Origin of the sequence: Allosphingosinicella sp., assembly GCF_036387615.1 — a bacterium.
Classification (GTDB): Bacteria; Pseudomonadota; Alphaproteobacteria; order Sphingomonadales; family Sphingomonadaceae; genus Allosphingosinicella.
The window spans coordinates 65,386-88,328 of sequence record NZ_DASVTH010000060.1 but is presented as its reverse complement, the minus strand read 5'-3'; the positions used below and the strand labels follow the sequence as shown (position 1 = coordinate 88,328).

At 67.6% G+C, this 22,943-nt stretch carries 24 protein-coding genes and 1 pseudogene; 12 read left to right on the top strand and 13 right to left on the bottom strand.

Going from position 1 to position 22,943, the window contains the following annotated elements; translation table 11 throughout:
• The first annotated feature begins 34 nt into the window (after positions 1–34).
• The 6 genes from VF631_RS12815 to VF631_RS12790 are packed head-to-tail and all read left to right on the top strand — an operon-like array spanning position 35 to position 5,398.
• On the top strand, positions 35–1,132 hold the full coding sequence (locus tag VF631_RS12815) for an RluA family pseudouridine synthase (RefSeq protein ID WP_431850770.1): 1,098 nt from the start codon (positions 35–37) through the stop codon (positions 1,130–1,132).
• Positions 1,132–1,734, top strand: a complete 603-nt coding sequence (locus VF631_RS12810) for an FMN-binding negative transcriptional regulator (RefSeq protein ID WP_431850700.1) — start codon at positions 1,132–1,134, stop codon at positions 1,732–1,734. The genes VF631_RS12815 and VF631_RS12810 overlap by 1 nt, the downstream gene beginning before the upstream one ends.
• Positions 1,731–2,393 carry an HAD-IA family hydrolase gene (locus tag VF631_RS12805; RefSeq protein WP_431850699.1) on the top strand — a complete coding sequence of 221 codons (663 nt, stop codon included), beginning with the start codon at positions 1,731–1,733 and terminating at the stop codon, positions 2,391–2,393. Before VF631_RS12810 ends, VF631_RS12805 begins: the two co-directional genes overlap by 4 nt.
• Positions 2,390–2,629: a hypothetical protein gene (locus VF631_RS12800; protein WP_431850698.1), complete on the top strand. Its 240-nt coding sequence runs from the start codon at positions 2,390–2,392 to the stop codon at positions 2,627–2,629. The genes VF631_RS12805 and VF631_RS12800 overlap by 4 nt, the downstream gene beginning before the upstream one ends.
• Positions 2,626–3,318: an ATP12 family chaperone protein gene (locus VF631_RS12795; protein WP_431850697.1), complete on the top strand. Its 693-nt coding sequence runs from the start codon at positions 2,626–2,628 to the stop codon at positions 3,316–3,318. The genes VF631_RS12800 and VF631_RS12795 overlap by 4 nt, the downstream gene beginning before the upstream one ends.
• A gap of 43 nt (positions 3,319–3,361) precedes the next feature.
• Positions 3,362–5,398: a TonB-dependent receptor gene (locus VF631_RS12790; protein WP_431850696.1), complete on the top strand. Its 2,037-nt coding sequence runs from the start codon at positions 3,362–3,364 to the stop codon at positions 5,396–5,398.
• Between the two features lie 45 nt (positions 5,399–5,443).
• On the opposite strand, the gene VF631_RS12785 is transcribed toward VF631_RS12790, so the two are convergent.
• The 5 genes from VF631_RS12785 to VF631_RS12765 form a co-directional block, all read right to left on the bottom strand.
• Positions 5,444–5,671: a WGxxGxxG family protein gene (locus VF631_RS12785; protein ID WP_431850695.1), complete on the bottom strand. Its 228-nt coding sequence runs from the start codon at positions 5,669–5,671 to the stop codon at positions 5,444–5,446.
• Between the two features lie 23 nt (positions 5,672–5,694).
• Positions 5,695–5,922, bottom strand: coding sequence for a WGxxGxxG family protein (locus tag VF631_RS12780; RefSeq protein WP_431850694.1), 228 nt, complete (start codon positions 5,920–5,922; stop codon positions 5,695–5,697).
• 77 nt (positions 5,923–5,999) lie between these two features.
• Positions 6,000–6,239 (bottom strand): DUF6894 family protein, encoded by a 240-nt coding sequence (locus VF631_RS12775; RefSeq protein WP_431850693.1) that lies wholly within the window; start codon positions 6,237–6,239, stop codon positions 6,000–6,002.
• A 97-nt stretch (positions 6,240–6,336) separates the two neighbouring features.
• Positions 6,337–6,933, bottom strand: a complete 597-nt coding sequence (locus VF631_RS12770; RefSeq protein ID WP_431850692.1) for a hypothetical protein — start codon at positions 6,931–6,933, stop codon at positions 6,337–6,339.
• Between the two features lie 32 nt (positions 6,934–6,965).
• Positions 6,966–7,409 (bottom strand): hypothetical protein, encoded by a 444-nt coding sequence (locus tag VF631_RS12765; protein ID WP_431850691.1) that lies wholly within the window; start codon positions 7,407–7,409, stop codon positions 6,966–6,968.
• 150 nt (positions 7,410–7,559) lie between these two features.
• On the opposite strand from VF631_RS12765, the gene VF631_RS12760 reads away from it, so the two are divergent.
• Positions 7,560–8,312 carry a sulfite exporter TauE/SafE family protein gene (locus VF631_RS12760; protein WP_431850690.1) on the top strand — a complete coding sequence of 251 codons (753 nt, stop codon included), beginning with the start codon at positions 7,560–7,562 and terminating at the stop codon, positions 8,310–8,312.
• A gap of 57 nt (positions 8,313–8,369) precedes the next feature.
• On the opposite strand, the gene VF631_RS12755 is transcribed toward VF631_RS12760, so the two are convergent.
• The 5 genes and pseudogenes from VF631_RS12755 to purD all read right to left on the bottom strand — a co-directional run bounded on the left by VF631_RS12755 (position 8,370) and on the right by purD (position 12,727).
• Entirely contained in the window at positions 8,370–8,795 is a 426-nt protein-coding gene (locus VF631_RS12755; protein WP_431850689.1) for a hypothetical protein, read from the bottom strand.
• A 125-nt stretch (positions 8,796–8,920) separates the two neighbouring features.
• Positions 8,921–10,264 carry a surface lipoprotein assembly modifier gene (locus VF631_RS12750; RefSeq protein WP_431850688.1) on the bottom strand — a complete coding sequence of 448 codons (1,344 nt, stop codon included), beginning with the start codon at positions 10,262–10,264 and terminating at the stop codon, positions 8,921–8,923.
• 45 nt (positions 10,265–10,309) lie between these two features.
• A complete protein-coding gene (locus tag VF631_RS12745; RefSeq protein WP_431850687.1) occupies positions 10,310–11,113 on the bottom strand; it encodes a serine hydrolase domain-containing protein in 804 nt (267 codons plus the stop codon).
• Between the two features lie 49 nt (positions 11,114–11,162).
• Positions 11,163–11,489, bottom strand: a pseudogene (locus VF631_RS12740) (serine hydrolase); the annotation flags it as partial.
• Entirely contained in the window at positions 11,486–12,727 is a 1,242-nt protein-coding gene (gene purD, locus VF631_RS12735; protein WP_431850686.1) for a phosphoribosylamine--glycine ligase, read from the bottom strand. The pseudogene VF631_RS12740 and the gene purD, both read right to left, overlap by 4 nt.
• Here purD and xseA point away from each other — a divergent pair.
• Genes xseA through VF631_RS12715 form a run of 4 tightly spaced genes read left to right on the top strand, consistent with a single transcriptional unit; the run spans position 12,726 to position 16,449 of the window.
• Positions 12,726–14,165 carry an exodeoxyribonuclease VII large subunit gene (gene xseA / locus VF631_RS12730; protein WP_431850685.1) on the top strand — a complete coding sequence of 480 codons (1,440 nt, stop codon included), beginning with the start codon at positions 12,726–12,728 and terminating at the stop codon, positions 14,163–14,165. The genes purD and xseA overlap by 2 nt on opposite strands.
• Before the next feature lie 12 nt (positions 14,166–14,177).
• Positions 14,178–14,375, top strand: a complete 198-nt coding sequence (locus VF631_RS12725; RefSeq protein WP_431850684.1) for a DUF2093 domain-containing protein — start codon at positions 14,178–14,180, stop codon at positions 14,373–14,375.
• Entirely contained in the window at positions 14,372–15,220 is an 849-nt protein-coding gene (locus VF631_RS12720; RefSeq protein WP_431850683.1) for a M23 family metallopeptidase, read from the top strand. Before VF631_RS12725 ends, VF631_RS12720 begins: the two co-directional genes overlap by 4 nt.
• Entirely contained in the window at positions 15,217–16,449 is a 1,233-nt protein-coding gene (locus VF631_RS12715; RefSeq protein ID WP_431850682.1) for an aspartyl/asparaginyl beta-hydroxylase domain-containing protein, read from the top strand. Before VF631_RS12720 ends, VF631_RS12715 begins: the two co-directional genes overlap by 4 nt.
• On the opposite strand, the gene VF631_RS12710 is transcribed toward VF631_RS12715, so the two are convergent.
• Together VF631_RS12710 and VF631_RS12705 are read right to left on the bottom strand one after the other, a co-directional pair.
• Positions 16,446–16,976: a hypothetical protein gene (locus VF631_RS12710; RefSeq protein ID WP_431850681.1), complete on the bottom strand. Its 531-nt coding sequence runs from the start codon at positions 16,974–16,976 to the stop codon at positions 16,446–16,448. The genes VF631_RS12715 and VF631_RS12710 overlap by 4 nt on opposite strands.
• 58 nt (positions 16,977–17,034) lie before the next feature.
• Positions 17,035–17,766: a 2OG-Fe(II) oxygenase gene (locus VF631_RS12705; RefSeq protein WP_431850680.1), complete on the bottom strand. Its 732-nt coding sequence runs from the start codon at positions 17,764–17,766 to the stop codon at positions 17,035–17,037.
• Positions 17,767–18,092: 326 nt separating this feature from the next.
• On the opposite strand from VF631_RS12705, the gene VF631_RS12700 reads away from it, so the two are divergent.
• On the top strand, positions 18,093–21,050 hold the full coding sequence (locus VF631_RS12700) for a TonB-dependent receptor domain-containing protein (protein ID WP_431850679.1): 2,958 nt from the start codon (positions 18,093–18,095) through the stop codon (positions 21,048–21,050).
• A gap of 109 nt (positions 21,051–21,159) precedes the next feature.
• Here the strand turns inward: VF631_RS12700 and VF631_RS12695 are convergent, their stop codons facing one another.
• Positions 21,160–22,932 (bottom strand): tetratricopeptide repeat protein, encoded by a 1,773-nt coding sequence (locus tag VF631_RS12695; protein WP_431850678.1) that lies wholly within the window; start codon positions 22,930–22,932, stop codon positions 21,160–21,162.
• Between the last annotated feature and the right edge of the window lie 11 nt (positions 22,933–22,943).

The window sequence follows — 22,943 nt, the reverse complement described above, 5'->3', positions numbered from 1 at the left end:
GCCGCGGGTGGCAAGCGCCCCGGGCGCTCGCTACATGGCGCGGATGAGCGAAGCAGAAGTCCGGCAATTCACCGTCAGCGCAGACGACGACGGCATCCGCCTCGACCGCTGGTTCAAACGCAACCTGCCGGACGCGCGGTTCAACGCCGTTTCGCGCTGGGCGCGGACCGGGCAGCTTCGGATCGACGGCAGGCGCGCGACGCCCGGCGACCGGGTCGAGGCCGGACAGATCATTCGCGTGCCTCCGGCCGAGGGAAAGGAGGAGCGCCCCCGCGCGAAGCCGGAACGGCCTCAGCTCAGCCCCGACGAGATCGCGTTCGTGCGCGACATGGTAATCTACACCGATCCTGCCTGTGTCGTGGTCAACAAGCCGCCAGGCCTGGCCACCCAGGGCGGCACGAAGACCACTGAGCATCTCGACCGGCTGCTGGACGGCCTTCCCGGCGCGGAAGAACAACGGCCCAAGCTCGTTCACCGACTCGACAAAGACACATCCGGCGCGCTGCTGATCGCCCGATCCTCGCGCGCGGCTTCCTACTTTTCAAGATCATTCGCCGGCCGAACCGCGCGCAAGGTTTATTGGGCGCTGGTGGTCGGCGTCCCCGAGATCAGGGACGGCTTCGTCGACCTGCCGATCGGAAAGCAATTCGGCACGGGCGGCGAGAAGATGTGCGTGGACGAGGAGCAGGGCCTGCCGTCCCGCACCCGCTACCGCGTGATCGAGCGCGCCGGCAACCGCGTTGCCTGGGTGGAGCTCCACCCGCACACGGGCCGTACACACCAGCTGCGTGTTCACATGGAGGCGATCGGTCATCCGATCCTGGGCGACGGCAAATATGGCGGGCAGGACGCTTACCTGACCGGCGCGATCAGCCGTAAGCTGCACCTTCACGCCCGGCGCATCCGCATCGATCATCCGGACGGCGATCAGCTCGACGTCACCGCCGACCTGCCCGATCACTTCGCGGCGACCCTGGCGACGCTCGGCTTCGAACTCAGTCAGGGCGACTTGCCGCTTGACGAAGTGAAGTTCTCGGACACGCCGGAGGGTAAGCTTAAGGCCGCCACGGCTGCGGCCAAGGCCCGCCGCAAGGAGCGCAAGGGCGAGCGGCGGAGCAGGGGGAGGGGCTGATGCATCCGAACCCGAAGTTCCGCTGGCAGGATCGGGAGGCGATGGCCGTCTTCGTCCAGCAGGCCGGCTTCGGCACGCTGTTCGCGCAGACGGCGGCTGGTCCGCGTGCGGTCCAAACGCCTGCGCTGCTCGAGGGCGATCGCCTGCGCTTTCACATCGCTCGTGGCAACGCCATCCATCGGCATCTCGCCGCCGGCCCGGCTGAGGCGCTCTACGTGGTCAGTGGCGCCGATGCCTATGTGAGCCCCGACTGGTACGGCATGGCGGATCGCGTCCCCACCTGGAACTATGTCGCGGTCGAGCTGGAAGGCACGGTGCGCTCGCTGGACCGCGCGGGCCTGGTCGAGCAGCTCGACGATCTCAGCGCCGAGCACGAAGCGCGGCTCGCGCCCAAGCGGCCGTGGACCCGCGCCAAGATGAGCGAAGCCCGCTTCGAGGCCCTGCTCGGCGCCATCAGCGGCTTCGAGATGGAGATTGCCGATTGGCGAGGCACCCTCAAGCTCGGGCAGGACAAGCCGGCGCAAGCCAGGGCCGCCGTCGCGGATGCGCTCTCGGAGCGCGGCGACACGCGCATGGCCGCCTTGATGCGGACGGTCGAGTGACGAACCGCCTCGCCATTTTCGATTGCGACGGGACCCTGGTCGATAGCGGCGCCAATATCTGCCTGGCGATGGAGGAGTGCTTCGCCAGGGCTGATCTGCCCGTCCCCGCGCCCGAACGGACGCGGTCCGTGGTGGGGCTGAGCCTGGTGGAGGCGATGCGGGCGATGCTGCCGGGAGCCGAGCCGCAGGTGCATGCTGCGCTGGCCGAGGATTATAAGCACACGTTTCAACGGCTGCGCGGGCGCGGGCTTGTCGAGGAGCCGCTTTACGACGGTGTATCTGAGCTGATCGATGAGCTCGACCGGGGCGATTGGCTGCTCGGAGTGGCGACCGGCAAGTCGGATCGCGGCCTCTCGCTCTGCCTCGATCACCACCGCCTCTCCCACCGCTTCGTGACGCTGCAGACCGCCGACCGGCACCCGTCCAAGCCGCACCCGTCGATGATCGAGACGGCCATGGCCGAAGCAGGCGCCGTACCTGAAACAACGGTGATGATCGGTGACACCAGCTACGACATGGCGATGGCGCGGGCGGCAGGCGTGCTCGGGATCGGGGTGAGCTGGGGCTATCACGCTCGGGAGGAACTTCTCGCGGCCGGTGCGGATTACATTGCCGACCACCCGTCCGAGATCGCCGAACTGGTTAGCAGCCTCAGATGAACCCCGATCCGCCGCGCGTCGACGAGGCCACCTGGCGCAACCGCTTCATCATCATCAACCTGGTCCGGATCGGCGGCACCTTGGTGGTGCTGTTCGGCCTCTTCCTCTGGCACAGCGACTGGTTCCGCTCAGGGGGCGCGGTGGAGATCGGGTTGCCGCTGGCGCTGATCGGCCTGGTCGCCAGTTTCTGGGGTCCGCTCGCCCTGGCCCGCAAGTGGCGCACGCCGCGCCCGTGAAGCGTTTCTACAGGGAAGCCACAGCCGCGCGGACCGAAAGCGGCTGGGAGATCCGGCTCGACGATCGGCCGGTCAAGACGCCCGCGCGCCGGCCGCTGCGGCTACCCACGGCGGCGCTGGCCGAAGCGGTCGCGGATGAGTGGCGCGCGCAGGGGGACAAGGTGGATCCGCGTTCGATGCCGCTGACCGGGCTCGCCAACGCCGCCATCGACCGCATCGCGCCCGACCCGCAGGCCTTCGCGCGCGGGCTTGCAAGCTATGGGGAAAGCGACCTGCTTTGCTATCGCGCGGACGGGCCCGAGCCGCTGGTCCGGCGTCAGGGGGGGGCCTGGGACCCTCTGCTGGCCTGGGCGCGGAACCGGTTCGACATCGACTTCGAAGTGACCACCGGGGTCATCCACTGCCCTCAGCCGGAGCGCACTGTCGAGCAGCTGGCCCGCGCCGTTTCCGCCCGCGACCCGTTCCGGCTAGCCGCGCTGTCGCCGATCGTGACGATCAGCGGCTCGCTGATTATCGCGCTCGCGCTCGATGAGCAGGCAGTCGATCTGGACACCGCCTGGTTGGCCGCGACGGTCGACGAGGCCTGGCAAGCCGAGCAGTGGGGCGAGGACGCGGAAGCGACGGTCCGGATGGAAGCACGGCGCTGGGAATTCGAGGACGCTCACCGCTTCCGCCTCACGCTCGGCTGATCCGCTACTCCCCCTTCAGCTATCAACTGTGTAAGCCGCGCCCATGTTGCGTCTCCTGACGGCCTCAGCCCTTCTCCTTCCCACTGCTGCCCTCGCCCAAGAGGAGATCGTCGTCACCGGCCGCGGGCTGCCGCGCGCGCTCGGCGAGGAGGCTTATGGCGGCGTCGTGATCGGCCGCGAGCGGCTGACCGGCTCCGCCTCCGGCAGGCTCGACGAGATCCTGCGCGAGGTCTCGGGGCTCCAGCTCTTCCGCCGCTCGGATGCGCGCTCGGCCAATCCGACCAGCCAGGGCGTGACCTTGCGGGCGCTGGGCGGCAATGCCTCCAGCCGAGCCTTGCTCATTCTGGACGGGGTGCCGCAGACAGATCCGTTCGGCGGCTGGATCAACTGGCCGGCTTACTATCCCGAGCGTCTCGGCTATGTGCGCGTGGTGCGTGGCGGCGGCACGGGCGCCAGCGGGCCGGGGGCGCTGGCCGGAACCATCGAGCTCGCCAGCGCCGACCCTGCCGATCTGGCCGGTGTCCAGGCGAGCGTCACCGGTGGCAGCCGCGACAGCCTGGACTCGCGCGCCTCATTTGGAGCCGCGCTCGCGGGAGGCTTCCTGACCGCCTCCGCCGCTTACTCGCGCGGCGATGGCTTTGTGCCAGTCATCGAGCGGCAACTCGGACCCGTGGATCGGCGCTCTCCTTACCGGCAGGGCAGTTTGTCGCTGCGTGCAGTCGCGCCGCTCAGCCGGGATCTCGAGCTGCAGGCGAATGCGCTTCTGTTCAGCGACGAGCGCGAGCGCGGCACGGCCTTCACGGCGAACAGCACCACAGGCGCGGATGCCTCGCTGCGGCTGGTCGGCCGCCGCTGGGAGGCGCTGGGCTACGTTCAGACCCGCGATTATCGCAACGACTTCGCCAGCGTGAACGCCTCCCGCACCGCCGTCTTGCAGGCGTCGGAGCAGTACAGCGTTCCGTCGACCGGGCTCGGCGGCCGGATCGAGGTGCGGCCTGCGCTCGGCGAGGGTGTGGAAGTCCGGGTCGGCGCCGACTGGCGTGCGTTACGCGGGCAGACGCGCGAGCGGTTCGCATTCGTGAACGGCGCTGGGACGCGTGGACGGGAAGCGGGCGGTCGCTCGACCACGCTCGGCGGCTTTGCCGAAGCGGCGAGTGAGATCGGCCCGCTCACCATCACGGCGGGAGCCCGGATCGATCACTGGCGGCTGCCCGGCGGCTTCCTGCGCGAGCGGGTGCTCGCCACCGGCGCGACGCTGACGGACACCGCCTTTCGCGAGCGCGCCGGCTGGGAGCCGACAGCTCGCGCCGGCCTCGCCTGGCGGCCCGGCGGAGCGGTTACGCTGCGCGGCGCCGGGTATCTGGGCTGGCGATTGCCGACCCTGAACGAGCTCTACCGGCCGTTCCGCGTCGGTGCCGACGCGACCGCCGCCAACGCGGCGCTCGCGCCCGAGCGGCTGCGCGGTGCGGAGGCGGGTATCGACCACCGTCCGCTCTCGACCGCGCGCGTCGGTGTCACGGTGTTCGCCAGCCGGCTGGAGGGGGCGATCGCGAACGTCACGCTGGGGGCGGGGCCGGGCACTTTCCCCGGCGTCGGCTTCGTCGCGCGCGGCGGCCAGTATCGCCAGCGCGGCAACCTCGACGCGATCGAGGTTCGCGGGATCGAGCTGGATGGCCGGCTGGACCTCGGCGCCTGGTCGCTGTCGGGCGGCTACAGCTTTGCGGATGCAGAGGTGCGGGCAAGCGGGCCGGCTTCGCCCCTGGACCGTCTTCGGCCGGCCCAGACACCTCGTCACCTGCTGTCGGGCACGCTTTCCTGGCGGGGTCTCACAGGTGCCCGGGCCAGCATCACCGGCCGCTATGCCGGAGCCCAGTTCGAGGACGATCTGAACCGGCAGCTTCTGCCCGACGCGCTGACTTTCGACCTGGCGGGCGGGGTTCCGCTGACCGGCAGGCTCAGCCTCGAGGCGCGTGCCGATAACGTCACGGGGGCAAGGGTGGTGGCCGGGATTTCGGGCGATGGGATCGTCGAGCGCGCAACTCCGCGCACCTTCTGGCTCGGTCTGCGCCTCGGCGGCTGAGGTGGCGGTTGCGAGGGAGCCCGGGCCGGGCTCCCTCGACCGCGTTCAGCGCGGCGTGTTGGTGCGGTTGTCGATGTGGACGTCCGGCGCCTTCTTGCGCGGGATCAGGCCGGCCAGGCCGAGCAAGCCAAGCAGTCCCCAGGGGAAATCGTTATCCTCTTGCGGCTGTGGGTCGCCGTAGGATGTGTCAGTGGTGTTCTCGCCGGTCTGCGCGCTGGCGGCGCCGGCGGTCAGGGCGAGGGCAGCGGTGGCTGCGATCAAGGCTTTGCGCATGTTCTGGTCTCCTGATGGGCGCGTCAGCGCCGGTCGTTGTGGTCGGTGCGCCCTGCGCGCCTGAGGCCGAGCAGCCCGGCCAAGCCGAGCAAGCCGAGCCAGTTCAGATCGAAGTCGTCGGTCTGCCCCTCGGACCGCCGCTCCTGCGTTTCGGTGGCCACGCCATTGTCGGCGCCGGTTTGTTGGGCGGGCGCCGCCGTGCCGAGCGCGAGCCCGGCGGCGCACGCGATGCACGCCAATGTTCGTTTCATGTCTGACCCTCCTGTTGCGCCTCCCATGGGAGGCTCGGGTCGGGTCGGAACGGCTCGGGATGCGGGCTCGTTCCCTGCTACACGGCCAGCCCGATCACTTCCTCGAACGGCACCGCCCAGACTTCCTCCCCGCCCTCGTCGAGGATTTCGAGCCGCCGGCCGGGGCGGATGTCGCCGACGCGCAGATCGTGGTCGATGATTTCACGCGCGCTGCGCATGCCGTGGTACCAAGCGGCCTCGGGGTCGGGCAAAGCCACGCCTTCGGGGTCGCTCAAACGGGCCAGGCCATCCTGGAAGTGAAAGAAGTAACGAGGCATGCCTGAAAAACGCGGAGCGTTCCGAGCTGGTTGCGCGGAAAGAACCTCAATGCGGGGTTAAGGACGTTCATGTTGCCGCCGGGCCGCAGTAGCGGCGTCAGGCGCCTCCAAGCTTGCCGAAACGCGCCTCGAACCCGTCCGTGTCGCCGCGGGCGAGATAGCTCGCCTGCTCGACCACGCGGTCGCGCGTCAGACGGCCCTTGAACGGACCGAGCTTGTCCTCCAGCATTGCGATCTCGTTCTCGCCGAGGCCGGCGAGCTGCTCGAAGCGGATGATGCCCTGGTCGGCAAGCTTCTGCGCGAGCTTGGGACCGACACCTTTCAGCAACTGAAGATTGTCAGGGATTTCGGCCGCGCTCGGCAGCTCGGCATGGGCGCGCACGCCAAGCATCTGGCCGGCGACGTCGGCGGCCGCGGCCGCGCCCTGATCGGCGATGCCGCGCCGTTCATTGGTGTCGATTCCGTCGCGGATCGGCCGCGGCCGCGCGGCGGGCGGCGGCGACGTTTCCCGGAGCATGACTGGCGGGCTCGGCGACGGATCAGGTGGATCGAGGTAGGGCCGCGCCTCGCGGTCCACCTCGAGCTTGATGTCGGCGCCGGTGCGGGGCCGCCGGTACAGCCACCAGCCGATCACAAAGCCGATCGCCAGCGCGATGACGAAGAGGATCAGGTTGGCATCGACGACGGTCATCATGGGTCACTCGGTCCTTGGATCATTGAAAGCGGTCAAAGATAGGATTCGCGCTGGCGGCGGCCGAAGAACAGCCAGGCCAGCAGGAGCCCGGCCAGGTAGGGCGGTATGACGAGCAAGATGGTTTCGAGCAGCAGCGGCATCAGCCGCGCCTGGTTGCCCGGGGAAGGAGGCGGCGTTGCCCAGCGGACGTTCGAGATACCTTCGACGCCCGCGACAAGGTCGTTCAGGCCGGGAAGACTGCCCTGACCTTCCCGCTGGAACTCGTTGGCCGGACCGGACAGGGTCGCGTCGCGGGCGAGCGGATCGCGGCTGAGGCGGACATCGATCCCGGGTAGCGCCGCCTTCGCGACTGCGGCGCGCGCTTCGCCTTCGAGCCGGTCGATCAGGCGCGCGCCGCCTCCAAGCGGGCCGTGACTGATCCAGGCCATCAGGATCACCGCCGCTAAACCGACGAAAAACTTCACCAAAGCGGGCATGCGCCACTCCCAGGAGCGTTGGCTCTACTTTGATCTTTCGAGCCGGTCCTGTCCAGCCAGTCGGCAGGTTTCGGGCGAAAAGCGATGCGGCTCGTCGTGCCTCGGGCGACCCTATGGACCCGCCCGCCGGTCCGTGCGCTATGGGCAGCCATGGACTTCGCCTTTGCCGACTTGCTTCCTTTCATCGCCATCGGATTTGCCGCCCAATTGATCGACGGGGCTCTCGGAATGGCCTTCGGCGTGATCTCGAGCACTTTGCTGATCAGCATGGGCGTGCAGCCCAAGGCCGCCTCTGCCGGCGTTCACCTGGTCGAGTGCTTCACCACCGGCGTGTCGGGCGTCAGCCATGCGTTGCACCGCAACATCGACCTCCGGCTGTTCGCCCGGTTGGTGATTCCGGGCGTGATCGGCGGCGTGCTCGGTGCCTACGTTTTGACCCAGATCAGCGCTGAGACCGCGCGCCCGCTGGTACTGGCTTACCTGTCGCTGATCGGTCTTTACCTGATCTGGCGCGGCACAGGCCATCCGCCGCGCGAACGGGATCCCCGCGTGATCGCTCCGATCGGGCTTGTCGGCGGTTTCCTGGACGCGGCGGGAGGGGGCGGCTGGGGCGCTATCGTGACCAGCAATCTGCTGATCCAGGGGGCAACGCCGCGCAAGGTGATCGGGACGGTGAGCGCGGCCGAATTCTTTCTGACCGTCACCATTTCGGCCACTTTCATCGCGGCGCTCGGGTGGGAAGCCTTTACCCACGTCACGGTGGGCCTTCTGATTGGCGGCGTCGTCGCCGCTCCGCTGGGCGCGTTCATGGCCAAGCGCTTGAGGTCAAATCACCTGCTGCTGCTGGTCGGGATCGTGCTCACCGCGACCAGCGCGTACGGCGTCTTTCGCGCGCTGGAGTGAGCCAAAGGACGGGGCGGCGAGCATCGGCCCGCCGCCCCGTCATTTCAGCGCGCCGCCTTACTTGGGCGGGTGCTGGCCGGGATTGAACGGTCCGGCGCCGGGCGAGGGATGCTGGCCGGGGCCGAACTTGTGATCGCTGTTGCCCGGGCCCTTGTCCGAGTTGCCGGGGCCGTCCTTGTTGTCGGCATTGCCCGGCGTCTTGTCCGAATTGCCCGGACCGAAGGAGCCCGGCCGGAAGTTGCCGGTCTTGAAGGCGTTGCCGGGGCCGCTGTTGCCGGGGCCTGCGCCTGGATTGTTGTTGCCCGGATTGTTGTTGCCGGGATTGCCCATGCCGGGATTCTTGTTGCCCGGTCCCGAATTGCCCGGATGCGGCCCGGGGAAGTTGAAGCCGGGCGCCGGGGAATTGCCCGGAGCGGGCGCGGCCAACGCCGCGGCGGGGACGAAGGCCAGACATCCAAGAAGGCAGAAAGCTTTGCTTTTCATGAGTTGCTCCAATGCAGCAGTGAATCCTGCTGGACGGGCAATCCATCAGCACGGCATTTGTTCACCGCTCATTAACCATTCTGAACAGGTTTTTTGGCCGGAGTCCTGTTCGGGACGAAATGGAGTCAAAAACTTTTCGCAAGGCCCAGGCGAAGCCGGTGGCGATCGGCGCGGTAGAAGCCGACGTTCGAAAATGTGCGGTTGAAGCTGTAGCTCAGCGAGGGCGTGATGCCGAGGAAGGCGGGGTTTCGCGTCGCGATGTAGACGCTGCCGAACGCCCGCCAGTCGCGGCGCGGTTGCGGAGAAAGCGTCAGGAAGGGATCGTCGAACAAGACCCGTGTGAGCCCGAGCGAGACGCCGGCGGCCAGATGCTCGCTCAGATAGGCGTTGAACCCGCCATAGCTGCCGAACTCGAAGTTGGAGAAAGGGTCGAACCCGAGCCACTCGCGCCGGCCGTAAAGCGTGATGTTGCCGGACAGGTCCGGTTCGAACACGACCTCGTAGACCAGGTAGGCGCTCGCCTGCTCGCCCTCATAAGCCTCGCCATAACCTGACTCGAAGATGCGCGCGTCGAGGTAGAGCGTCACCCGCTCGTCCGCATCGATCAGGCGCTGGTAGCGGGCGCGAAGGCCAAAGCCCTCGTTCGCGATCAGCCCGCCATATTCGCGCTGGAACAGAGTGGCCTGAACCGCCGCGACCCCGCCTTCGAAGGTGAGTTCTGCACCGGCGGCCAGCAGCAGCGAGATGTCGTCGGCGACCGCATCCTGATAATCGACGATGGAGGCCTCGCCATCTACCGACAGCGCGACCGCTTCGCTGGCCCGCAGCTTGACGCCGCCCGCGGCCGATTTGCCGAACCCGAGGCCCGCCTGGCTCTGGAAGGCGGGATCGAGCTCGACGGGCAGGGTCACGTCGCCGAAATTGACCGGCACCGCGTCGAGGTCGGTGGCGTTGTTGATGTTGCTGTCGGCGATCACGCTGGCATCGACGTTCAGGTACCAGATCGCGCGCTCGGCGCTTTTGGCGCGGCCCTGCCTGACAAGCGCGGCCAGCTCCGGCGACAAGTTCGGGTCCTGCCCGGCGAGCTTATACTGCTCGTCCGCCTCCGCCCGCTTGCCCTGTGCAAGCAGCGCTCTGCCAAGCTCGATCCGGGCGCGCGTATATTCTGGCGCGAGCGCGGCGGCGGCGCGGAAGCGCTGCTCGGCGGTCACAGCGTCGCCGGTCTCCAGCGCGATATAGCCCTGGAGAAAGTTGAACTGCAGCGCATATTCCGGGAAGCTGGCGAGCCGCTCCACCAGCGGCTTTGCCTCCGCGTACCGCCCGGCCAGCACCGCCGCCTCGGCGTCCGCGAGCAATTGCTGCGCCGACTTCTCAGCGACGAGCGCGCCTGCGTCGTAGGGCAGGGCCGGCCCGGTCTGGGCAGTCGCGGCAGGGGCGAGGAGCGCCAGGGCGAGCAGATGCGCGTTCATCCACCCGCCTTAGCAGCCTCTTCTTTCGAGACGGTTGACGCGGGCTCACCGTCCGAGCTTCGCCGCGAGCCACTCCTCGATCGCTCTGAAAGAGGTGCGGCCGGGCGCCGGCCGCTCGCCATTGCCGGTGGCGAAATAACCGATGCCGCGGCCGCGCGCCGGCTCGATCCACAGGCCCGATCGCACGCCATACGCTTCGCCCGCATGGCCCGTCGCCCGCCGGCCGAGTCCGAGCAGGTCGTCCCGGCAGCCAGGCACGGGCAGGCTGTGGGCAGCAAGGCCATAGGCGCAGTAGAAGCCGTCCTCCGTCTTTCCGTTCGCGCCATCGAAGCGCCACTCGGGGTGGAGCATGGTCCGGATGCTCGCCTCACCGAGGAAGCGCTGACCTTTGTGCTTGCCGCGGTTGAGCAGCAGCTGCCCGACCGTCGCGAGGTCCCGCGCGGAGATGCGCAGGCCCCCTTGCGGCGAGAAGAGCGCGCCATTGTCGCCGGGCCGGTAGCCAGCCAGCGCGCAGCTTCCATCCGCCGCCGGCAGGACGGGGCAGGCGGGTTGGCGTCCGCGCAGATCGTCGCGGATTGGCCGCCCGCCGGGCTCGTACAGCACCACGGCCCTTGCCACCGCAGCCTCGCCGCAGGTCGGCCAGTTGAAGCACGCGTCCAGACCCAGGGGCGCGATCACCAGCCGCTGCATCAGCCGGTCGAACCGTTCGCCGGTCGCACGCTCCATCACCGACGCCACCACCGGGAAGTTCAGATTGGCATAGCGGAAATAGGCGGGGCGGGTGCGCCGGATCGAACGCGTTGGAATCGGCCAGCGCCCCGCGCAGCGTCTTGCCGAGCGGAATGGCATAGTCGATCTCGTCCTGAAGCGCCGACCGATGGGAAAGCAGCAGCCGCAGCGTGATCGGCACGTCCGGATAGTTGGGGTGGCGCAGGCGCCAGCCGAGCTGTTCGGACACGTCGGCGTCGAGATCGAGCTGGCCCGCTTCCACCAGCCGCATCACGCCGAGCGCGACCACCAGCTTCGACACGGAGGCGATCCGTACCGGATCGTCGATCGTCAGCTGCCGCCGGGCCGCCCGGTCGGCCAGGCCCGAAGCGCCGCTGCTCCGGACGCCGCTCGCGTCGAAAGCGACCCAGGCATAAGCCACGCTGGACGGTGGCGGGTTGGATGGCGTCGCGCAGCCGCCCAGGGCCAGCGCGACCCCCGCAGAAAGACCTCTCATCGCTGTTCGCGCGCCAGTTCCCGCCAGCCGATATCGCGGCGGAAGAAGCCGGAGGGGAAGTCGATCGCGTCGACGGCCCGGTAGGCGGCCTCGCGCGCCCCCGCGACGCTGGCGCCAAGCGCCGTCACGCCGAGCACCCGCCCGCCATTGGCGGCCAGGGCGCCGCCTCGAACAGCGGTTCCGGCGTGAAAGACCTTCCCTCCGTTCGCCTCCGCCCGCTCCACCCCGCCGATCGGACCGCCCTTTTCAGGCGTGCCCGGATAGCCGGTGGCGGCCATCACGATCGTCAGCGCCGCCCGGTCGGAGAAGCGCGGCGGCTCGGCTTTGTCGAGCCGACCCGCGGCTGCGGCGAGGAGCAGGTCCAGCAGGTCGCTTTCCAGACGCATCATCAGCACCTGGCATTCCGGGTCGCCGAAGCGCGCATTATATTCGATCAGCTTGGGGCCGTCGGCAGTCAGCATCAGGCCGGCGTAGAGCACGCCCGAATAGGGCGTGCCCGCCTCGGCCATCGCCCGCACGGTGGGGCGGACGATCTCGTCCATCACCCGCTTTTCCAGTTGGGGCGTCAACACGGAGGCGGGGCTGTAGGCGCCCATGCCTCCGGTGTTCGGGCCTGTATCGCCGTCGCCCACGCGCTTGTGATCCTGGGCGGAGCCGAAGGGGAGCACCGTGACTCCGTCGGTCAGGGCGAAGAAGCTGACCTCTTCGCCTTCGAGAAACTCCTCGATTACGGCATCGCCCTCAGTCGACGCCAATGCGGCTTCTGCGTCGGCGCGGGTCTCGGCGATGATCACGCCCTTACCGGCGGCAAGCCCGTCCGCCTTGACCACCACCGGTAAGCCAAAGTCGTCCAGCGCCGCTGGGTTACGGGTCCGCACATAGCGCCCCGTGGGAATGGCGGCCCTCGCGCAAAGGTCCTTGGTGAAGCCCTTCGAACCCTCCAATTGCGCGGCGGCCTTGTCGGGGCCGAAGACCGCCACGCCGCCCGCCCTCAGCGCGTCGCCGAGACCCGACACGAGCGGCGCCTCCGGGCCGATCACCACCAGATCGATCCGCTCCCGGGTGCAAAAGCTCAGCACCGCCTGATGATCAACCGGATCGATGTCGACCAGTTCGGCATGTTCCGCTATTCCCGGATTTCCAGGCGCGGCGAACAGCTTGGAAAGCTTCGGCGATTGCGAAAGCTTCCAGGCCAGCGCATGTTCGCGCCCGCCGCCCCCGATGAGCAGAACCTTCATGAACTTGCTTCCTCCAGCCGCAGACGGGCTGTTAGCGACCGAGACAAGGGGCGACAATGCGCCCGCCCAGAGCGTGTCCGAACTCTCCATGTCGCTCAAGCGCACCGTCGAGGACGCGTTCGGCCATGTCCGGGTGCGTGGCGAAATCTCCGGCTTCAAGCGCCACGGCTCGGGCCATTGCTACTTCACCCTGAAGGACGATCGCGCCTGCATGGACGCGGTGATCTGGAAGGGCTGCGCGAACATGCTGCGCTTCCGGCCCGAGGACGGGATCGAGGTGGTCGCGACCGGCAAGCTGACGACCTATCCGGGCCGCTCGAAATATCAGATCGTCGTGGATCGGCTGGAGCTGGCCGGGCAGGGCGCGCTGATGGCGCTGCTCGACAAGCGCCGGCGGGCGCTCGCGGCGGAGGGGCTGTTCGACCCGGATCGCAAGCAGTTGCTGCCGTTTCTGCCGAAGCTGATCGGGGTGATCACCTCGCCGACGGGCGCGGTTATCCGCGACATTCTCCACCGTCTGGCCGATCGGTGCCCGACGCACGTCGTCGTCTGGCCGGTGGCGGTGCAGGGGGAGGGCGCCGCGGCCCAGGTCGCGGCGGCGGTGCGCGGCTTCAACGCGCCAAACTTCTCTGGGTCGCAGCGGCCGGACCTGCTGATTGTGGCCCGCGGCGGCGGCTCGATCGAGGATCTGTGGGCGTTCAACGAGGAGGAGGTGGTCCGCGCCGTGGCGGACTCGGCCATTCCGACCATCTCGGCGGTCGGGCACGAGACCGACACCACCTTGTGCGACTTCGCCGCCGATGTGCGCGCGCCGACGCCGACCGCAGCGGCCGAGCTGGCGGTGCCGGTGCGCAATGACCTGCTCGCCCAGCTGCGCGAACTGGAGCACCGCGCCGGGCGCTGCGCCGCTCGGAAGATCGAGCGCGCGGGCGAGCAGCTTGAAACGACCGCCCGGCGACTGCCGGCGCAGGAGGCCTTGCTTGCGCCCCAGCGGCAACGCTTTGACGACATGTCCGAACGCCTTCCCCGCGCGCTCGGCGCATGCCTTGGCCATGCCCGCGCCGATCTCGGCCAGGCCGCCGGCGCGCTTCGGCCCTCGCTGCTGGATGCCGGGTTGCGGCGGTCGCGCGAGCGGCTCGGGGCGGTTCGGCTCGTTCCGGCATTGGTGACCCGCCGCATCGAGGACGGACGGCGCGCGCTGGACGGCCTGTGGCGGCTCGCGGCCCAGCTCCATCCCGACAAGCCGCTGGAAAAGGGATATGCCCGAGTGGAGGATCGCGAGGGCAAGACCCTGACCTCGGCCGATGCGGCACGGACCGCGGGCAAGCTCCGGCTCGCCTTTGCGGATGGCAAGGTCGACGCAGCGGTCGGCGGGCTTGAGCGCTCCCGCCGCCCCGCCTACATGCCGCCCAAGGCCGAGCAGCCCAAGCTGTTCTGAGGCGCGCGCAGGATGTTGATGTCGAACAAGGGCCGGCTTGCCCGGCTGCACTATCTGGCGGGCACCTACCGGGTGATGAGCCCGGGCGATCATGTCATCTGCGCGGTCACGGGGGCGCGCATACCGCTCGAGGAGCTGCGCTATTGGAGCGTCGCCCGCCAGGAAGCCTATGCCGGCGTCGAAGCTTCCGTCAGGGCAGAACGGGGATGACCCGGATGCTGGGGCTTGCGCTCCTAATCGGGGCGACGGGAACGGCTGCGTTCCAAGCGCCGCAAATTGCCCCGAGCCCGGTTGCGCCCTTCATCCTGCAAGGCAAAGTCGAGCAGGGAGCGCTGGTCCGGGGCGTCGCGCCTTTCGGCGCCGCGCAGGTCACGCTGGACGGGAAGCCGGTTCCGCTTGCGCCCGACCGGCGCTTCGTCATCGGCTTCGATCGCGATGCCCCGCAGAGTGCATTACTCGAAGCCCGCCTCACCGACGGCCGCACCGCGCGGCAAGCCTTGCAGATCCTGCCGCGCTCGTGGCGCATCGAGCATATCAACGTCGCGCGCCGGCCGGCCGGGCCGAGTGAGGAATATCTGCGTCGTCGCGAAGCCGAACTCGCCCGCATCGCCGCCGCACGAGCGGTGGGCGCCGCCAGTGACGGCTGGCGCCAGCCGTTCATCTGGCCTGCTCGTGGCCGGATCAGCGGCCGGTTCGGATCGCAGCGCATCTATCGCGGCGAACCGGCCTCCTTTCATAGCGGCGTCGACGTGGCTTCGGGCGCCGGCGCACCGGTGGTCGCGCCAGCCGACGGCGTGGTCGTTCTCGCCGGCCCGCCCTCCTTCAGCCTGGAAGGCAATCTTCTGATCATCGATCACGGCGGGGGCCTCAACAGCGCCTTTCTCCACCTCGCCAGCCAAGCGGTGCGGGTCGGGCAGACGGTGCGCCAGGGCCAATTGATCGGAACCGTGGGCGCCACCGGCCGAGCCACCGGTCCGCACCTTCACTGGAGCATGAAGTGGCGCGACGCCCGCATCGACCCCCAGGCGCTTGCCGGGGCGATGAGCGGACCATGACGGCGCCCAGCCAGCAATTGCTCGCCCAGGCTGCGGAGGCACGCCGGCGGGGCGACGCGACGGGCGCCAAGCGCCTCCTGGAAGAGTTGGTCGCGGCCGATCCGGCCTGTGCCCCGGCTTACAATTCGCTCGGGCTGATCGCGCTCGGCGGCGGCGATCCGACCGCGGCTGTCGATCATCTTGCGCGGGCCGCGCAACTCAGTCCGCAGGCCCCTCCGGTCTGGCTCAACCTGGCCGAAGCGCATCGCAGTGCAGGCCGCTTTGAAGATGAGATCGCCGCGCTCGATCGGGCGCTCGCCATCGAACCCTATCTGCTGCCGGCCCTGTTCAAGAAGGGGCAAGCCCTGGAGCGGCTGGGCCGCAACACAGACGCGGTGCGGGTTTACCGGGCCATGCTGGCGACGGTGGGGGACCGGACCGACTTGCCGGCACCCGTGCTCCAAGTCCTGGCGCACGCGCGCGAGCGGGTCGAGGCAGCCGACAAGGCCCGTGCGGGTTTACTGTCGGGTTCGCTAGAACAGGTCGTAGCACTGTTTCCTCAGGAGGATCTAAGCCGGGTGCGCGCCTACGCGGACCAGTTGGCAGGCCGGCGAAGGGTGTTCCAGCAGCAGCCCACGGCCGGGCACTTCCCTTATCTCCCGGCGCTCGAATTCTTCCCGCGCACGCATTTCCCGTGGATGGAGACGCTTGAGAACGCGACGGAGGCGATCCGATGCGAACTGATGGCGATTTGGGCAGAGGAGACGGGTTCCCGCCCTTACGTACGTTTCGACGCCTCTGTGCCGGCCAATCAATGGGCCGCGCTCAACCACTCGCCGGCTTGGAGCGCTTATTTCCTATGGGAGAACGGCGAGCCGGTTCAGGAGAATCTTGCTCGTTGCCCGGCAACTGCAGCGGCTGCGCGAGCCCTTCCGTTGCTGGACATACCGGGCAAGGCGCCCACCGTGATGTTCTCTATCCTGAAGCCGCGGACGCGGATTCCGCCGCACACGGGCAGCAGCAATGTCCGGGCCACAGTTCACCTGCCCCTGGTGGTTCCGGAGCGTTGCGGGTTCCGGGTCGGATCGGAAACGCGAGAATGGCGGCCCGGCGAGGCCTGGGTATTTGACGACACCATCGAGCACGAAGCCTGGAACGACAGCAACCAGCCTCGCGCCATCCTGATCCTGGATGTCTGGAACCCGCTTCTTTCCGAACCGGAACGTGCGGCCGTTCGAGCGATCGGTTAGCGCATTCGTCGAACCCGGATCGCCGTCTGGCCATCGATATTGGCGAGGTAGGAGCCCATTGCAGCCTTGCGTATCTTGATGCTGCGGCCTGGCCGGGGCTCAGACGCGAGGCTGCGACTGTCCGCTTGCTCCCACTGCGCGCCATCCGCCAGCGTCAGGATCCAGCGACCATAAGCATTCGGGTATGCCGCCTTGATGGTAGATTCGATCCGGGAGACGCCCTCCTCGGTGTCGCTGTCGTCGCCGAATACCGAAAGGTTCGGCAGCGTCAGACCGAACAGAGTTCGGCGTGTCGTGCGGAGCTGATCGCGATCCACCACCACCAGATCCTTGCGCGCTTCCGCCTGGTCGATCGCGGCCGCAGCGCGGTCGAAACAGGCCAGGCGCGCGGTCGATTCCGCGATCGTCCGGCATCCGGTCAGGTTCTTGAGCAGCGCCGGCCGTTCCTGTTTCGCCGCTTGGCCGATCGCCGGAGCCGGCAGCATGAAACCGGCGGCCAGCGCCGCGACGTAGATCCGCTTCATCATCGACATCCCGCTCCCAATTTCCGGCAAGCTAGATGGAGCTGCCCCAATCTGGCAAGCGCTAGGGCTTTGGCGAGGCCCGCAGCCAGCCAGTGACGGCGTAGCGCCGATTGGGGACGAAAGGCGTCACGTAGCTCACGCTATGCGCCTGGGGGACGGAGAAGATGTTGAGCGCGTTGAAGCGCGGCGCGTAGGCTTCCTCGACATGCCCGTCGGCGCCGTGAAACATCAGCAGCCCGCCCCAGTCGATGCGCCATTCGGGCGTCAGGTTCAGAACATAGGCGGCGACACGATCCTTGCCCGCAACTTCGTCATCATGGACGGTGAGAAAATGGCCGGGGCCGTAAGCGGTGCCTTGCGCGTCCGCGAAGGCGATCTCGGGGCGCCCGGTCACCTGGCGGAAGAAGCCGAGCACTTCGTAGGACGACAGGAAGATCGCCAGTTCAGACAACAAGCTCCCTTCCTTTGCCCGCTCCTGCTCCGGATCGGGCACGCGGATGGTCTCGAACCTGAACTGGAAGCCCTGGCGAGCTGCTTGCCGGACCGCCGTCTCCAGCTGTTCGAGCTGAACCGGGGTGAGTTGTGCTTGCGCCTTGCGCTCGAGCTCGAACAGCTTTTCACCCTGGTTGATGACCAATCGCCAGTCGTCCCGCGCCTTCAGATGCTGCAGCAGGGGATCGCCCCCGTCTGCGTCCAGAAACGAGGGTATATGGAGGCGACCACGCCGGGCGAAGTCCTCGGCAAGCCGCTCACGGTCGAGCCGCGGGTTCAGCGCGAAACGAGATGCTCCCACAGGCCCGGGGCTAAGCTCCCCGCAAGACCTGGTCAAGGACAGCGCTGGGCCCCGGCTTTGTGACCTTTTTGCTACACCGGGATGGTAAGTTCCGTCTGTGCAATGAGCCTGATTGCGTTGCCGCCGCGCTGTGTCCTATTCCCGGTCCTGAAATCGGCTGCTCGGCCGCTTTTGCTGCGTGATGAACAGCTCGGACACGTCCCCCAGCAGAGGGACGGCCGGTGAGGGAGCTTCGACGGCGCGCCGTCAATGTTAGGGGACTTAGAATGCGATCAAATCTTCGGCAGCGGCTATTGACGTCGACTCTGCTCATCAGCTCGCTCGGTATGGTCAGCCCGGCTTGGGCGCAGCCGGCGGACGATGACGTTCAGGAAAGCACGACTTCCCCGGTTCCGGATGCGACCGGAGGAGAGGCGATGCAGAACCAGACCGATAATGCCGAGGAACAGGGCGCCATCGTCGTGACCGGCTCGCGCATTCAGCGGCGCGACCTTACCTCGACCAGTCCGCTCGCGGTTGTGCAGGATGAGGAATTCACCCTTTCCGGCGCCGTCAATGTTGAGCAGGTGCTGAACCAGCTTCCTCAGGTTTATCCGAGCACCGGCGGCTTCTCCAATAATCCGGGCGGCGGCGTCGCGACCCTCGACCTCCGTGGTCTGGGCAACACCCGCACCCTGATCCTGGTCAACGGCCGTCGCTACGTATTCTACGATGTGAACCAGCTGGTCGACGTCAATACCATCCCGCAGTTCCTGATCGACAGCGTTGACGTGGTGACCGGCGGCGCTTCGGCGGTTTACGGATCGGACGCTGTCGGCGGCGTGGTGAACTTCCGTCTCCAGACCGATCTCGAAGGCTTCAAGGCGGGCACTCAGTACTCCATTACCGAGGAAGGCGACGGTCGTCGCTACGGAGCGCACCTGGCGGTCGGCGCCAAGACCGCCGACGGCCGTGGCAGCGTCGTCGCGTTTGGCGAATATTTCAAGCGCGAGCCGATCTTCCAGCTGGACCGCGATTTCTCCCGTTTCTCGACCAGCCAGGCAACAGGCATTGACGTCTGCGTCGACCCGGCGACCGTGAATCCGCGCACGCGCATCGGCACCGTAGTCGGCTCGATTATTCAGACTGGCGCCAACGCAGGCAGCTGCGCCACTGGCGAGCCGGGCTTCGGTGCCGCCGGTTCTGGTACCAACCAGTTCGGCCGTTTCCGTTACACCGGTTCAGCCGGTCCGCGCGGCTTCTTCAATGGAACTGGTGCTCAGTTCGACGTGGCCGGTGGACCCGCACGGCAATTCAGCAGCGTCACGGATGCGTACAACTTCGCTCCCGAAAACTATATCATGGTCCCGCAGGAGCGCTTCCTGCTTGGCGGCTATGGCGAGTTCGAGATCAACGACGCCCTAAACGTGTTCACTGAGGTGACCTACGTCAACAACGTGGTCACCACCGTCCTGGCCGCCACTCCGGTGACGGGCACGTTCGATTTCAATGTCGCCCAGACCTGCCAGTTCATCAACGCGGCGAACTGCGCGCAGCTTCAGGACATCGATGCCAATGAGACTGGGACCAATAAAAACAACGGCATTGTACGTCTGAATACCAACCGCCGCACGCTTGAGGCCAGTTCGCGGTTCAACGAGGACGAGCGCAACGCTTTCCGCGTTCTCGCCGGTTTGAAGGGGGACATCACCGATAATCTGAATTACGAGGCTTACTACCTGTTTGCGCGGACGAGGAACTCACAGCTTCAGACTGGCGGCGTTTCTCGGACGGCGTTCCAGAATGGTCTCAACGGCGTCGGCACTCCAATCAACATCTTCGGGCCCGGCACCTTGACCCCGGCCATGGTGCAGCAAATCACCGTTTCCGCCTCGAACACGGACATCTCGCAGCTTCAGGTTGCGTCCGGTTCGCTCTCCGGCACTTTCGGCAACTTCGGCCTTGGCGCCGAGGACATCGGTTTTGCAGCCGGCGTTGAGTATCGCTCGGTCAGCAGCGAATATCGTCCCGATCCCGTTTCGGGCAGCGGCGACATCATCGGCCCGAACTTCGGACAGGCCACCGCCGGCGGCTACAACGTCAAGGAAGCTTTCGTCGAAATCCGTGTTCCGATCATCGCGGAGCGGCCATTCTTCCATCAGCTTACGCTCGAAGGCGCGTTCCGCTACTCGGATTACTCGCTCTCGGCCGTGGGCGGCGTGGAAACCTATTCCGCGGGCGTGACCTGGGCTCCGATCCGGGACGTCACGCTTCGAGGTCAGTATCAGCGCGCCATCCGCGCGCCCAATGTGTCCGAACTGTTCGGCGGTCAGTCCAACGGCTTCCCGTCTGCGACCGATCCCTGCGCGCAGGCCTCTGCTGCCACCAACGCGACGGTGCGCCAGCTCTGCATTCAGACCGGCGTGCCCGCGGCGCTGGTCGGAAACGAGCTGGTTCAGACGCAGTCGCAGATCGAGGCCCTGTTCGGCGGAAACCCGAACTTGGAGGAAGAGCGGAGCGAGACTTACACGCTCGGCGCGGTGATCCGCCCGTCCTTCATCCCGCGCCTGAACATCGCGATCGACGGCTATGACATCACGGTGGACAATGCGATCAGCGTGTTCGGCGGTGGCCTGAACAACACCTTGGACATCTGCTATAACGTCGTTCAGGATATCAGCAGTCCGTTCTGCCAGACCTTCGTCGGCGCGCGCGATCCGGAAAGCGGCGAGATCACCGATCCGTTCTTTCCCGTCCTTCTGAACGCGAACACGGCGTCGCTTGAAACGCGCGGCATCGATCTTCAGATTGATTATTCGCAGCCGCTTGGGTTCAGCCTGATCGGCGGGGAGGAATCGCGCCTCAACTTCGCCTTCGCCGGAACTTATCTCGACCGGTACAGGTTCCGTCCGTCTCCGCTAACGCCGGATTTGGTCACGGAATGCCGGGGTCGGTTCGGCATCTCGTTCTGCGATGAGCCTTATGCCAAGTTCAAGTGGACGAGCCGGCTGACCCTCATCGACGGACCGGTTACTCTTAGCGGCCGTTGGCGGCACCTCAGCGCCGTTCGTGACGACGACGACGAGACCTTCTACACGGTTGAGCGGATCGGCGCGTACGACCTGTTCGACTTGTCGGCGGCCTTCGACATCGGCGATAACTTCACGCTTGCCATGGGTGTGAACAACATTCTCGACAAGCAGCCGCCGTTGCTCGGCACCAACCAGGAGCAGGCCAATACGTATACGTCGACCTACGACCCGTTGGGCCGCGACTTCTTCGTTTCGGCAAGTATCCGCTTCTAAGAGCAGCTAAGGCGGGCTTTTTTTGGGGCGGTGAGCTTCGGTTCGCCGCCCCTTTCTTTTCCCCACGGGATGGCGAGGGTGCCGTCTCGGCAGCTTTGAACAGCCAAGGTCAGCTCACCGATATGTCGAACGCCGCTGTCAGCCGCTCGCCCGCGGAGAAGGGGCGGGTCCCGTGGAACATGTAGCTTGGGAACAAAGCAAGGCGGCCTGGGGTGGGTTCGATCCGGCGAATTGGCTCGATCGGAACGGGCAGTGCATCAGGGCGGCCGCCGACCTCAAGCCACCCTTCCTGTTCCGTCGCGCCCTTTGGCACGACCAGATAGCAGGCTGACGAGAGCAGGCCGCGGGGGTGGATGTGGGAGATGTGGAAGCCGCCGCCGGTGAGCCGGACCGACCAGGAGCCGTCGAACCGAGGTTGCCGATCGCGATGGCGGAGGAGCGGATGGCGCGGGTCGGTTGGCGGGAGATCGTTCCAGTGGCGATCAACGGCGGCTCGTATGGCGTCTCGGAGCAGTACGACTTCCGGCTCGTCGCGCTCGAACAAGCGGCCGCGCGTTTGCGTCCCCCCACGCAGCGATTGTCCGATCGGGTGGGCGCGGGTGGTGTGGAGACCGCGCAGCCGGTGCGCGATCATGTCGATTTGTTCGGGAGTGAGCTCAAGCGCCCGGGTGCTGACCAGGCCAGGCTGCAGAAGCAGCCACTCCGCGCGCGGATCGCCGGTCAGCCGCCAAAGCAGACCAGTCATGGCCCAGGCGCCGATATCCCAAGGCTCCTCGGCCAGCGCCTGATCGGCGAGTGCGAGCGCTCGCGGATAGTCGCCCGTCCGCACGCGGTGGCGAATTTCCAGAATGCTCCGGCCGCGCATGTCCCGCGGGAGCTCGTCGAACAGCCGGTCCGCGCGGGCCAGCTCGCCCGCTTCGGAAGCATGCATCGCCTCCAGCAGCCGAAGGCTCGGGTCTTCTCCCGACGCCGTTCGTGCTTCCGCTGCGACGTCGGCCGCCCGGCCGGAGAAGCCCGCGGCCGCGAGCGCGGACGCATAGGCCAGCCATAAGGCGCGATTCCGAGGGTGCAGCTTCACCGCCTGCTCGAAATCGCGGGTGAAGCTCTCGCCCTGTCCAGCTTCCCAGCGCATGCGAGCCAGCGATTCCTGGCCCTCGGTCCATGTCGGGTGCCGAGCGACTACGCCGCCGAGCACGTCCGCTGCGCCGGGCCGGCCCTCCGCCTCCAGCGCTTCGGCCAGACCAAGCGAGAGCTCCGGATCGTCGGGCCGCACGGCCAGCGCTCTCCGGTAATGGTCGGAGCCATCAGGATCGCCCCGCTCCATCGCCACCCGGGCCCGTCCATGAAGCGCGGTGACGCGCTTCGGATCGAGGGCCAGAGCGGCGTCGTAAGCGCGCGCCGCCTCGTCCAGCCGGCGGAGCGCGCGAAGAACGGACCCGCGGGCGGAGTGGGCCTTGGCCTCCCCGGGCTGCGCAGCGATGACGGCGTCAAGATCCGCCAGGGCGTCATCGAGGCGGCCGAGCTTCTGGAGGAGGAGAGCGCGATTGTACCGCGCCTCGTGGTGATGGGGGGCGAGCTCGAGCGCGCGGCCGTAGCAGGCGAGGGCGCTCTCCTGCTCACCCAGTTCGGCGAGCAGGTTCGCAAAATTGCTGCTGATCTGCGGGTCGCGCGGCGCCATCGCCAGCGCCCGCTCGAACGCAACGCGGGCGGCGGGGAGATCGCGGCGGCGTTTCTCCACCAGGGCCAGCAGGTGCAGGACGGCCGGGTGAGCGCCGGCGAGGCGCTGCACGTCGAGGAGCTCTGCGCGGGCACGATCGACATGGCCCGCGCCGAAGCTTTGCTGTGCGCGCGCGAACAGGCTGTTGACGTCGATCGCCCTCATGCAGACGATCG